At 48.9% G+C, this 12,568-nt stretch carries 9 protein-coding genes; 4 read left to right on the forward strand and 5 right to left on the reverse strand.

Going from position 1 to position 12,568, the window contains the following annotated elements; translation table 11 throughout:
• Positions 1 to 2: 2 nt before the first annotated feature.
• Entirely contained in the window at positions 3 to 1,526 is a 1,524-nt protein-coding gene (locus LU290_RS08490) for a sensor histidine kinase (RefSeq protein WP_277808172.1), read from the forward strand.
• Positions 1,527 to 1,779: 253 nt separating this feature from the next.
• Here the strand turns inward: LU290_RS08490 and LU290_RS08495 are convergent, their stop codons facing one another.
• Positions 1,780 to 3,951 carry a carboxy terminal-processing peptidase gene (locus LU290_RS08495; RefSeq protein WP_277808173.1) on the reverse strand — a complete coding sequence of 724 codons (2,172 nt, stop codon included), beginning with the start codon at positions 3,949 to 3,951 and terminating at the stop codon, positions 1,780 to 1,782.
• 167 nt (positions 3,952 to 4,118) lie between these two features.
• Here LU290_RS08495 and nagZ point away from each other — a divergent pair, with 167 nt between their 5' ends.
• From nagZ to leuE, 3 genes are read left to right on the forward strand one after another with little or no spacing between them, the layout of a single operon-like run.
• The gene (gene nagZ, locus LU290_RS08500; RefSeq protein WP_277808174.1) at positions 4,119 to 5,195 is read left to right on the forward strand and encodes a beta-N-acetylhexosaminidase; all 1,077 of its coding nucleotides are present in this window, start codon (positions 4,119 to 4,121) and stop codon (positions 5,193 to 5,195) included.
• Between the two features lie 33 nt (positions 5,196 to 5,228).
• The gene (locus LU290_RS08505; protein ID WP_277808175.1) at positions 5,229 to 6,230 is read left to right on the forward strand and encodes a manganese-dependent inorganic pyrophosphatase; all 1,002 of its coding nucleotides are present in this window, start codon (positions 5,229 to 5,231) and stop codon (positions 6,228 to 6,230) included.
• A 29-nt stretch (positions 6,231 to 6,259) separates the two neighbouring features.
• Positions 6,260 to 6,910, forward strand: a complete 651-nt coding sequence (leuE, locus tag LU290_RS08510) for a leucine efflux protein LeuE (protein ID WP_277808176.1) — start codon at positions 6,260 to 6,262, stop codon at positions 6,908 to 6,910.
• Positions 6,911 to 7,009: 99 nt separating this feature from the next.
• Here the strand turns inward: leuE and LU290_RS08515 are convergent, their stop codons facing one another.
• From LU290_RS08515 to LU290_RS08530, 4 genes are all read right to left on the reverse strand, one after another.
• Entirely contained in the window at positions 7,010 to 7,762 is a 753-nt protein-coding gene (locus LU290_RS08515) for an ankyrin repeat domain-containing protein (RefSeq protein WP_277808177.1), read from the reverse strand.
• Between the two features lie 130 nt (positions 7,763 to 7,892).
• Positions 7,893 to 9,302, reverse strand: coding sequence for a basic amino acid/polyamine antiporter (locus LU290_RS08520; RefSeq protein ID WP_277808178.1), 1,410 nt, complete (start codon positions 9,300 to 9,302; stop codon positions 7,893 to 7,895).
• Between the two features lie 99 nt (positions 9,303 to 9,401).
• Positions 9,402 to 10,289 (reverse strand): homocysteine S-methyltransferase family protein, encoded by an 888-nt coding sequence (locus LU290_RS08525; RefSeq protein ID WP_277809593.1) that lies wholly within the window; start codon positions 10,287 to 10,289, stop codon positions 9,402 to 9,404.
• 105 nt (positions 10,290 to 10,394) lie between these two features.
• Positions 10,395 to 12,560 (reverse strand): malate synthase G, encoded by a 2,166-nt coding sequence (locus LU290_RS08530; protein WP_277808179.1) that lies wholly within the window; start codon positions 12,558 to 12,560, stop codon positions 10,395 to 10,397.
• Positions 12,561 to 12,568 lie beyond the last annotated feature (8 nt).

Raw genomic sequence — 12,568 nt, forward strand, 5'->3', positions numbered from 1 at the left:
TTATGAAAACTCGGCTTGGACCCAACTCGGTATTTGCTCAGCTGTTTGTGAGCGTCTTTTTGGCGATCATTGCTTTTGCCATCGCCATGGTGCTGCTTGCTCAGCTGGTGCATAACAACTCAGACGGCATGCGTTCTCGTGCGGTGGCTGAGCAGATCATGACGCAGGTCAACCCGCTGATCACAGAAGCCGAGACGCTCAGCAAACAAAACGAGCTACTTAGAGCCAGATTCATCTTGGCGGTGGTTAAGCGCAGTTTTGACATCTTTGATGAAAGCCTCAATGCCAAAATCGGTCTGTACGCCCCCAATGGCGAGCTGATTTTGCAGACCGAAGACAGTGCTTTACCACCTAAGATCATCGATGACAGATCATGGCTAGATGCCGTCATCCCCGGCGTGTTCTCGCCTGCGCACCACCATGTCACACTGACCAATGCCGCAGGCTATCGACTGTGGTACGAAAGTCGCACGCCACCGCCAGAGCGTCCTTTTTCTGCGCTGCTCAATCTATTTACAGGTACGCTACTGCTTGTGCTTATCATGTCGGCAGTGCTTTGGTGGATCGCCCACAACATCACTTGGCGCATCAACCAAATGAGTCAGCAGATGGTCAAGCTGGGCGATGGTGATTTTAGCGTGCGAGTCAGCGAGCAAGGCAATGATGAAATCGCCGCCCTCGCCTATGGCTTTAACCAGTCCGCCCAAAAAATCGAGCAACTCATCAATGCCAACAACCTTCTGCTTGCCCATGCCAGTCACGAGTTTCGCACGCCCATCACACGCATTCGCTTACAGATTGAGATGATGGACATGCTGGCAGGCAAATTGGGCGATGACGACAAGGCAAAATTTGACAAGCGCGCCGCCGCCATCAACCGTGATTTGACAGGATTAAACGACTTGGTGGAAAGCATCTTGCTCGTCAGCCGTCTGGACGCTGGGCACGCCTTGGAGTCTGCCGAGCAGGTGGATCTGTACGACTTGGTGCGTGCTGAGTGTCAGCACTACTCGGAGGTGACGCTATTTGCCGAATCGGTCATGATGACCGCCCAACCAAAGCTTTTGACGCATTTGGTGCGAAATCTGCTCAATAACGCCATGATTCACGGCATACCGCCCATCGAAGTGTATGTCTATGAGGCGATGGATACAGCAAGCATTGGCAGCATTCCAGCCAGCCTGATGGACGCACCACTTACCATCAATGATGGCACACCCAAAAAATCCAAAAAACCACTGCTGAGCTTTTCACGACAAAAGGATGACACGCCCAAAGAGCCTGCCTTTGCCGTGCTTGCGGTCATCGACCAAGGCAGTGGCATTCCAGAGGATAAGCGAGAGGACATTTTTAGTCCCTTTGTGCGTCTAAAACAAGAGAAAAAAGGCTCAGGATTGGGTCTGTCGCTCGTCTCGCAGATCGTCGAGGCGCACGCAGGGCAAATCCGCACCGATACCTATCAAGGCAAAACTCGCTTTTTGGTCGCTCTACCACTCAAAGCAAAGACCAGTCAAAAAGATGGGTAATAAATCCAAAAATTACAAAGACGGCGCTGCTTTACTTTTGTCAGTTGATGATACATGTCAATTTGGTGTATGCAGATTGTCCGTATGGCAAATTACAATTTACCCTGCTGACCTCAGTTATATAGGTTGGGTTTAACCCTTCGTTGAAAACCACTCTTTTAACGGCGGACTGAATCTGCCCCCACACCTTCATCAAGCCCCAAACACCCAACAAAAAAGCCGTCACAAAGACGGCTTTTTTTAGGTGGGCTGCCTAACGCTTGGCATCAAACATCAAGCGTGCCGCCTCCAAGACATAAGCCTCGCTCTCTGGCAGCTTTGGTCGCAAGCTTTCTTTCATTGCGCCACGCTCCTCGGCAAGTGCATCTTGGCTGGCTTGGTAGGTCGCCCAGCTGGTATAAGGCGCCTCACCCATCGCTTGACGGCGAGCATTCTCGGCTGCCAAAGTGCGATTTTCAATCTCTTGGTTTTTAGCACGGCGCTGATCGATATTGACCGCCGAAGGTTTTTTGTCGTCATCAAGCGCACGGATGGCGTTCAGTTCTTTTAGGTAAGTAAACTGTGCGTCATTGGCTTGGCGCTCTTTGGAAATCTGCGACAATCTGGCAAGCAAATCTTGGCTGTATTTGCCTTCTGCCATAAAGTCCGCACTGGCGATGGTATCCCACTCCAAAGGGTTTTTGTATTCTCGTTCGCCAAATTCGATGCCTTCATAAATATTCACCAGCTCAATGTCAGGCACAACACCCTTGTTTTGGGTGCTGCCGCCATTAACACGATAAAATTTACGCTGAGTAATGGTCGCTGAACCAAGCGCCAAATCATCTCGCTGTGACTGCGCTGAGCCCTTGCCCGTCGTGGTACTGCCCACCACCAAGCCACGCCCATAGTCTTGGATCGCCGCCGAAAAAATCTCAGACGCAGACGCCGAGCCTAGGTTGATAAGCACCGCCATCTCGCCTGCATACAACTGCTCGCCGCCATCTTTGTCGGCATAAATCTGGACATTGCCACGGTTGTCACGGATCTGCACCACAGGACCTTCTTTAATGAACAATCCTAGCATTTTCGCCACTTCATCCAGCGAGCCGCCCGGGTTGTTTCGCAGATCAACCACCAGACCGTCGATGTTTTGCGCATTTAAGGCATTTAGGGCTTTCTCGGTATCAAGGCTCACCGAGCGATAATCATCAACATCAGCACCACTGCGACGAGCTTTAAAATTCAAATAAAAACTTGGAATCTCAATCACGCCCACACGCTTGATACTGCCTTCATAAGGCACTTCGATCACTCGGTGCTGCACGCCAGATTCGTCCTGCTTGACCACATCACGCACGATGGTGACATTGCGAGCAGCGCTGTCTGGCGTATTGGGCTGCTTGACTCTGATGGTGACAGAAGTTCCCTTAGGTCCACGAATCAAGGCGACAATCTCGCGTGTGCTAAACCCGATGGTATCGACCATCTTGCCATCTTCCTGCGCCACACCAATGATCAGGTCATTGGCACGCACCTGCCCTGTTTTTTGGGCAGGTCCGCCATCGACCAGACTGATGATGCGAGTGTAGTCAGGGTTTTTGCGGTCAGGGCGAATGGATACGCCGATGCCTTCTAGTTGCAAATTAGACATGATCTGCATTTCGTTCGCCTGCACAGGCGCAAAATAATTGCTGTGCGGATCATAAGTCATCATGGCGGCATTTAAAATACCCTCCATGATTTCGTCATCTTTTAGGCGAGCAAGCTGTTTTTGCTGGCGGTCGATACGATTGGTCAAAATCTCATTGGGCGTGCGATTTTCACCTTTGACCAAATCTTGACCTTTGGCAAGCTCAGGGTTGTCCAAAAATGCTTGGTCTTTTGCCTTGTCGCCCTCTTGATTGAGCGTGATGCTGATGAGCGCGTCTGTGGTCTGATTTTGCCAATATTGTAGCTGTTCTGCCTTATCTTTAAAACGGGGCGCCTCTTCACGATCCAGCACGATACTCTGATCGGTACGCAAATCGACCTCATGAGCCAGCATTTGCTTGGCGGTGTCGTAGTATTCGTTGGCACGAGTGCGATAACGCTCAAAAATCTCAATTCCTGCACTCAGATCACCACGCTTTAAACGCTCGGCAAAAGTGTCGCCATATTTTGCCATAAACTCATCGACATCCGACTGCAAAAGCAGCGTGCGTGATGCGTCCAGATTGTCAAAATAAGTTTCTAGGATTTTTTTGCCCATCTCACGATCTAGGGGCTGTTTTAGATAGTGGGCACGGTCAAGCAGCAGCGACACCTGACGGGCGGTGACTTTTTGTTCAACGCTCGGCTCAAAACCCTGTTTGTCAGCTGCCACCGCCACCGTGCTGATGCTTTGCGCCAACGCCACCCCGACGATCGCTGTCGCCAAGCTCGACCACAAAAATTGCTGTTTCATTGCTCATCCTTACTGTCGAAGTTAAGAAAAATTCGCATTATGTTAGCACATTCCATCTTTCTTGTGTGATGGTTTTTGTGAGTAAATTTCTTTGGATGGATACATTTGCCAAAAATCATGGCATAATAAGCAATATTTTCAATTTATTAGTAAAAAACAGGAAAAATATGGCAACTGGTATCATCATGGCGGATGTGGCAGGGACAACCCTGAGCGACGCCGACAAGGCATTTTTGGCAAATGACGCCATCGGTGGTGTGATTTTATTTGCCCGCAATGTACAAACCCCCGAGCAAGTACGCGCGCTCACCGACCAAATGCGACAAATCAGCCCTACGCTCATCATCGCCTCCGACCAAGAAGGCGGACGAGTGGCAAGATTTCGCACAGGATTTTCGCCTTTGCCTGCGATGGGACGACTGGGCGAGCTGTATGACGACAATCCACAAAAAGCCTGCCAGCTTGCCTACGATACAGGCTATCTGATGGCGTGCGAAGTGCTGGCGGTGGGCGTGGATATTAGCTTTGCCCCTGTGCTTGACATTGATGGTTGTAGCCTTGTGATTGGCGATCGAGCCTTTCACGCCGACCCAAACATCGTTACCATCTTGTCGGCACGCTTTATTGACGGCATGAATGACGCTGGCATGAAAGCCACTGGCAAGCATTTTCCTGGACATGGCTCTATCGCCCCAGATTCTCATGTTTCTGATGCCATTGACCATCGCAGCTTTGATGAAATCATGGCGTGCGACTTGATAAGCTTCAAACAAAATCTTGCCAGACTCTCCGCACTCATGCCTGCTCATGTGATTTTTAGTCAAATTGACGACAAGCCTGCTGGCTTTTCAAAAGTGTGGCTACAAGACATTTTGCGTGAGCAATTGGGCTACGATGGCGTGCTGTTCTCGGACGATTTGTCCATGAAAGCCGCTCATGTGGCAGGCGATGTTAGTATGCGTGTCAAATCCGCCATTGACGCTGGGTGCGACATGGCACTGGTGTGCAACAGCCGTGAAGATGCTCTATTGGCGGTAGAATTTGCCAAGACCATGCCCGATGTGCCAAATCGCTTTGCTCGCATGAAAAGCCAAATCCCAAGCTGGCAAGGGGATTTGCACCGCACTTGTGTGTCGGCTTTTGCTTATTATCAAACAGCCAAAGAGCAGGTGCAGGCGGCATTTTTTGCCACGCCTGCCCAAACAGACAGCGCCAAAGACCCAACCAACTATCGCCCATCATAACCATCATCACAGCTCATTTATCGGTCAAAACTTATGCACCACATTTTTGGACACACAAGCCCCGACACAGACGCATTTGCTTCGGCATTTGCGCTGGCGTATTGGCTAAACGCTCAGCATATCAATGCCATCGCTTATCGTCTGGGCGAACCCAACCTTGAAACGGCGTTCGTCATTCGCCATTTGTTTGCTCATTTTACCAAGGACTTTGCCGACACACCGAGTCAGCTTTTGCCCTATCTTGACCCAAACAATCCGCTCGCCACGCTCCAACATGGCGACAAAATCGGACTGACCGACCACAACGAAAGTAGCCAATCCATCGCCAATGTCGGCGACTTTGACATTTGTTTTGTCATTGACCACCACAAAATCAACCTTGCCACGCCGCACACCGCCTATGTTCGCATCTCGCCTGTGGGCTGTACTTGCACGATTTTGTATGAAATGTTCGCCCAAAAAGCCATCGCCATACCGCCATCGCTTGCCATGCTCATGCTGTCTGCCATCATCTCCGACACGCTCAATCTCACCAGCCCTACCACCACCAATGACGACAGGCAAGTTGTGGAAAATTTATTAAAAATCATTGGCTTATCACACGATGACAAAGATAAATTTGCCCACGCCATGTTCATGGCAAAAAGCGACATCAGCCATCTAGACGCTCGGCAAATTCTACTGATGGATTATAAAGAGTATGATTTTTGCGGACACAAATGGGGCATTGCAGGGATTGAAACCTTAAACAGTGAGCAGGTTTTGGCACGCCGTGATGAACTGTCGGTCATGGCAAACACCCTAAAATCCGACAAAAACCTTGACCATCTGATGATTGCCATTGCCGACATTGGGACAAAAACTGGCTATGCTCTTGCTTACGATGACGCTCAAAATACCATCATCGCCCAAGCCTTTAACGCCAAAGCCAGTGATGACGGTGTATTTACACTATCTGGCGTGGTCAGCCGCAAACGCCAAATCGTCCCTGCGCTTGAAAATTATTATCGTCACACACCAAACAACACCACTTAACACAAAAACAGCACAAATCAAGGTCATCTATGTTCGGCATCACCGATTTAACCGCTTATCTGATTGGCGTACTCATCATCATTCTGCTGCCTGGTCCAAACAGCTTGTACTGCCTATCCGTCTCAGCAGGGCAAGGCAAAAAGGCAGGGGCGTGGGCGATGCTTGGGATTTTGGTGGGCGACAGTCTTTTAATGCTCGCCACCGTCTTGGGGGCTGGCACCTTGCTAAAAATATATCCTGCAATTTTTGATGGCATCAAACTTATCGGTGGGTGTTATTTGGCGTACATCGGTGTGCGACTGATGATGGGAGCGTATCAAACTTTCAAAAACCGCCACGCCATCGCAGGCAAAAGCTACACACCACCTGCTGTCGCCAAGCAAAATTATTTTTATCGCTCACTTTCGCTTAGCCTGACCAATCCTAAGGCAATTTTGTTTTTCTTATCTTTTTTTGTGCAATTTGTCCGCCCTGATTATGATAAGCCGTTTTTGACCTTTTTTGTATTAGCGGTCATTCTGCAAATTGTCAGTTTTTTATATTTGACTTTGCTGATTTTTAGTGGCAAAAAACTTGCCGACATTTTCAGCTCTCGTCCGATGATCATGACGCTTGCAATGCTTGGCGTGGGCTGTTTGTTTATTGGCTTTGGGGTGAATTTGTGGCTGGCGAAGTTGTGAGTGTTAAATGTTGTTAAAACAAAAACCCCAAAACCATCACGATTTTAGGGTTTGTTTGATTGGATTTTAAGTGGTTTTAATCAGCTTAAAAACCATCAATCACTGACAATTAGCCTTGCCTGTGCGATGATTGACCGCGCCATGTTTGGCAAGCAAAGCAACCATCTCGCTGTGTCCGTTGGCACAAGCAAACGACATTGCACTGTGATCTTTGGTTGAGACCAGATTGACATTCGCCCCTTGGTCGATGAGATATTGGGTGGTTTCTAGGCGGTTGTTGCTGGCGGCGACGATGAGTAGCGTCTCACGGTCATCTTCTACGGTTTGATCGTTGAGATCCACAGGCTTCTCGGCGTTTAGTAGGGTGTGGACTTTTTTGACGATGTTGGTATTTTTACCCAAAACCGCCGATTTCATCACATTATACACATCGCCTTTGTCGGTGGCGTGCAGGCTTGCGCCCTGCTCAATCAGATAATCCACCATGTCTTCATAGCCGATGAACGCCGCCCAGCCCAGAGCCGTCTGTTCAAGGCTGCCAACATCTTTGGCTTCTAGGTTTTGACCGTTCTCCACCATATATTTGACCGTTGCCAAATCGCCTTTTTTGACCGCATCAAACCAAGCGGCATCAGGACCTGTGGACGGCTTGTCATAAAACACACGCCAAGACAGCTTGTTTGGATTGGCGATGTCCACATTTTCTTCGTGGCTAAAGCGAAAATCAGCCTGTGGTGCTGGTGCAGTGGTGGTCACAGCGGCAGACTTGGCGGCTGGCTGATTGTCCGTTTGCGTGTTGGTGCAGCCTGTAACTGCCAACGCCAATAACGATAAAACAAAAAGTTTTTTCATAACATCACCTGACATTGTCAATAAAGTTATCAATAGAGCTGCCATTATAACCATCAACGACAGTCGTCACAACCCAAATCACCCAAGGTTACACAAATCCCACAAGGCTCAAAATCAAAAAATCACCAAATCACAAACCAAGCAAGCTCGGCAATTTAACCACAGCATAAATAAATAACAAAAACAGCACGCCCAAGACCGCTTTTTCGTAGCTGCTCAATGTCAGTCTGCCATGATGCTGATGATTGGAATACAAATAAATCGCCATACCAGGAATGTACAGCACCACCGATAATAACAGATACTCAAGACCTGCGGCATACACAATCCAAAGCCCGTAGATCGACGCCATAAAGCCTGTGAGCTTGATGTACCATTTGGCGTTTGTGGTGATGGATAGTTTGAATAAATACGCACCAATCAAAAAATAAGGAATCAAAATCATCGATGTGGAGATGAGCAAAAGCGTATTATAGCTTTGTTCAAAAATAAACACCAAAACCAAGCACAGCTGCACGACAAGCCCTGTGAACCACAGCGAATGAATGGGCGTGCCATTGGCGTTTAGCTTGTCCAAAATCTTGGGGAAGGCGCCGTTTTTGGCGCCGCGATAAGGCACCTCAGCAGAGTACATGGTCCAGCTGACATAAGATGCCAAAACCGAGACGATAAGACAGGCGGTGATGATGACCTTACCTGTCGGACCCATCATCGCATCCAAAAGTGCGCCCATCGAAGGGTTGGGTAGCGCCGCGATGGTCTCGCGTGGCAAAATCCCCAATGAAAATATGGTGATGGCCACATACAGCACCAGCGCGATCAAAATCCCAAGCACAGTGGCAAGCCCAACATCGGCGCGTCTTTTGGCGTGAGCAGAGAGCACACTTGCCCCTTCGACACCAGTGAAAACCCACAGCGTGATGAGCATGGTGCTTTTGACCTGATCGGAGATGCTGCTGTTTAGACTTGCGCCTGCCATGTCCGCCTTAAAAGTGCCGAAATCAAAATACCAAAGCCCCAAGGCAATGAATAAAATGAGCGGCGCAATCTTGACAAAAGTGGCGATGAGATTGACAAATGCCGCCTCCTTGATGCCGCCTGCGATGAGCGCGTGCACAAGCCAAACGATGATCGATGAGCCGATAAAGGCGGCTAAAGTATTGCCCTGACCAAAAATCACCGTGCCGCCAACATCGGTAAAGACGCCCAAACCCTCAAAAGCAACCGTCAAATAACCGACAATGCCAATGGTGGCGCACAGCCAATAGCCCCACGCCGACATAAAGCCTGCCATATCGCCAAAGCCTTCACGGGCATAGGTATAAATACCGCCATCCAAGTCGGGTCTGAGTCTTGAAATAAAGAAAAACGACAAGCCCAAAAAGATGATGCCAATGCCTGTGATGAGCCAGCCTGTCATGATGGCTTGACCGCCTGCGACTGCTGCCATGTTTTGGGGTAAGCTAAAAATCCCCGAGCCGATCATTGAGCTCAATACGAGCGCGGTCAGGGATAATAAACCGATTTTTTTGTGTGACATAGGATGCCTTATTGATTAATGTGCAAAATGCGATGGGCGATTTTATTAATAAAAAATAGGCCAACGAACCCAAAGCTGCTTGAGTGACTTAAGCTTAAATTATTTAAGATGCTCGGCCATCTTTTGAATGTGCTCCACTCCAATGCCGCAGCAGCCGCCAACGATGTCAGCGCCTTGTGCTGCCCATTTTTTTGCCCATTGTAAATAAGCATCAGGACCCAGATCTTCGCGCACTTCATCAATCTCATCGTTGGCAGCGGCATCTTTGGCTTGGGGCGCGAAGGCATTGGCATAGACGCCGATTTGGATATCGCGAGCGCCAAGCCTGTCAAGCGTGTCTTTGGTGGTGGCGATGGCATCGCTCATCACCTCAGGCTGACTGCAATTAAACAAAATCGCCTGCACGCCAAGCTCTGCCATTTGCTCTACAGCCAATTTGACAGACTCACCAGAGCGCAGGCTCGGCTCATCGACCGTCTCATCATCGATGAGCGTAAACGACACCCAAACAGGGCGACCGTCCACGGGCAATAAAGGCTTGATGCTTGTAGGCTCGATGACGCTGCTTTGGGTCTCAAGAAGCCAAATATCAACATAAGGCGACAGCCCTTCGATGAGTGGTCCTGCGATCATCGCAAATTCATCAGATCGAATCAGATCGGCGCGATACGAGCCAAATAAAGGTGGCAGCGATCCTGCGACTTTGGCGGCGGTGCCTGTATTGATGGCAGCGTTTTTGGCAAGCTGTCCTGCCAGATCTGCCAAGCGCTTGCCATCTTTGGCGAATCGCTCATCACCGATATGAAAAGGTACGACGGCATAGCTGTTGGTGGTGATGACCTGTGCGCCTGCACGGATAAAATCTTCGTGCACCGCCTGCACCAAATGCGGCGCCTCATACAAGGATAAGGCCGACCACTCAGGCTGACGAAAAGGGGCGTTTTTGCGCATGAGTTCACGGCTCATGCCACCGTCTAAAAGGGTGATTGACATGATAAACTTCTTTTTAAAATCAAAAAACCACCCATTCTACCACAAAACAAAAACCCCAAAGCCAAAAACTTTGGGGTTTTTAAAGTCAATCAACACCAATCAATCGCCTTGATAGCCTTTTAGCTTCAAGCGCGCCTTATGCAGTAGTGGCTCGGTGTAGCCAGACGGCTCGGTCGCTCCCTTAAAGATAAGATCAGCCGCCGCATGGAAGGCAATGTTGTTGTCAAAGTCGGCACTCATCGGACGATAGGCAGGGTCAGATGCGTTTTGCTCGTCCACGACTTTTGCCATGCGTTTTAGCGTTTCCCACACTTGCTCTTCACTCACAATGCCGTGAGCCAGCCAGTTGGCGATGTGCTGGCTTGAGATACGCAAGGTTGCACGGTCTTCCATCAAGCCAACATTGTTAATATCAGGCACTTTTGAACAGCCTACGCCCAAATCCACCCAACGCACGACATAGCCCAAAATACCTTGGCAGTTGTTATCCAGCTCTTTTTGCTTGTCTTCATCAGACCAATTGGTATCGCTTGCTAGCGGAATGGTCAGCAGATCATCAATGCTTGGCATTTGCTCTGACTTGATTTCGGTTTGGCGGTTTGCCACATTACACTGATGGTAGTGAATGGCGTGAATGGTCGCACCATTCGGGCTTGGTACCCACGCACAGCTTGCTCCTGCTTGTGGGTGTTCGATTTTAGTGCGGTACATTTCGGCTAATTCGTCAGGTTTTGGCCACATACCTTTACCAATTTGAGCCTTGCCCAAAAGACCAGTCGCAAGACCAATGCCGACATTGCGTTTTTCGTAGGCGTTAAACCAAGTTTGACCCTTAATCTCACCTTTTCGCACAAATGCCCCTGCCTGCATGGCGGTGTGAATCTCATCGCCCGTTCTGTCCATAAAGCCTGTATTGATAAAGATGGTACGGTCTTTTGCCTGTGCGATACAGTTTTTAAGGTTTGTCGAAGTGCGTTTTTCTTCATCCATAATGCCCATTTTGACCGAGTTGGCAGGCAGACCGATGGCTTCTTCGGCACGACCAAACAACTCTACCGCAAACGCCACTTCATCAGAGCCGTGCATTTTTGGCTTAACAATGTACATTGAGCCTGTGCGAGAATTGCGAAGTGAATTTTCGCCACGAATGTCGATGGCAGTCAGCATTGGCGTGATCAATGCATCCATAATGCCTTCAAAAATCTCTTCACCATTCACCAAAATCGCAGGGTTGGTCATCAAATGACCCACATTGCGAAGTAGCATCACCGAACGACCGTGTAGGGTTTGGCTGTTGCCATTCAAATCGGTATAGGTGCGGTCGGCATTTAGCGTACGGGTGATGGTTTTGCCATTTTTTTCCAAGTTTTCGGACAAATCGCCTTTCATCAGACCCAGCCAGTTGCGATAGCCTTCTACCTTCTCTTCGGCATCAACGGCAGCGACCGAGTCCTCTAAGTCTTGAATGGTGGTAACGGCAGCTTCCAAAATCACATCTTTGACGCCAGCTTTGTCATCTTTGCCAATCAAATGCTCACGATCAATCTCGATGATGGCGTGCAAGCCATTGTTTTTTAGGATAATTTCTGTTGGATTGTCTGCTGTGCCGTTAAAGCCTGCCAGTTTTTCAGCGTTTTGCAAAGTTACCACTTTGTCGCCAATTTTAGCCGATAATTTGCCATTATCAATTTGATAAATTTCCACATCAGCGTGCGAGCCGCCCACAAGCGGGAAAGTTTCATCAAGGAAATTTTTTGCAAATTCAATGACTTTCGCCCCACGGACAGGGTTATAACCCTTGCCTTTTTCAGCACCGTTTTCTTCGCTGATAACATCAAAACCATACAAAGCGTCATAGAGCGAACCCCAACGAGCGTTAGCGGCATTTAGGGCGTAGCGGGCATTTCGTACAGGCACAACCAATTGAGCCCCTGCGATGGTGGCGATTTCATCATCGACATTTTGGGTTTCAATGCTAAAATCAGCCACTTCTGGCTCAAGATAGCCGATTTCGGTCAAAAACGCTTTATACGCACCCAGCTCATAGGCGTTGTTTTTGTGCCAGTTGTCAATTTGGGCTTGCAATTCATCACGGCGAGCAAGCAGTGCCTTGTTCTTTGGTGTTAAATCAAGCACCACTTGTTCAAAATTTTTCCAATAAGTGTCGCTGTCAAGTCCTGCAACTGGCAGGGCTTCATTTTCAATAAAGTCGAATAAGATTTTGTCAATGGCAAGAGAGCCTTTTTGAATGCGTTGGGTAGCCATAATTTTAT

Origin of the sequence: Moraxella nasibovis (genome assembly GCF_029581575.1) — a bacterium.
Lineage (GTDB): Bacteria > Pseudomonadota > Gammaproteobacteria > Pseudomonadales > Moraxellaceae > Moraxella > Moraxella nasibovis.

Coding starts and splice junctions, on each gene's coding strand:
- LU290_RS08505 (WP_277808175.1), top strand. CDS start 5,229: ATGCACCACATTTTTGGACACACAAGCCCCGACACAGACGCATTTGCT.
- LU290_RS08520 (WP_277808178.1), bottom strand. CDS start 9,302: ATGTCACACAAAAAAATCGGTTTATTATCCCTGACCGCGCTCGTATTG.
- LU290_RS08495 (WP_277808173.1), bottom strand. CDS start 3,951: ATGAAACAGCAATTTTTGTGGTCGAGCTTGGCGACAGCGATCGTCGGG.
- LU290_RS08530 (WP_277808179.1), bottom strand. CDS start 12,560: ATGGCTACCCAACGCATTCAAAAAGGCTCTCTTGCCATTGACAAAATC.
- LU290_RS08515 (WP_277808177.1), bottom strand. CDS start 7,762: ATGAAAAAACTTTTTGTTTTATCGTTATTGGCGTTGGCAGTTACAGGC.
- leuE (WP_277808176.1), top strand. CDS start 6,260: ATGTTCGGCATCACCGATTTAACCGCTTATCTGATTGGCGTACTCATC.
- LU290_RS08490 (WP_277808172.1), top strand. CDS start 3: ATGAAAACTCGGCTTGGACCCAACTCGGTATTTGCTCAGCTGTTTGTG.
- nagZ (WP_277808174.1), top strand. CDS start 4,119: ATGGCAACTGGTATCATCATGGCGGATGTGGCAGGGACAACCCTGAGC.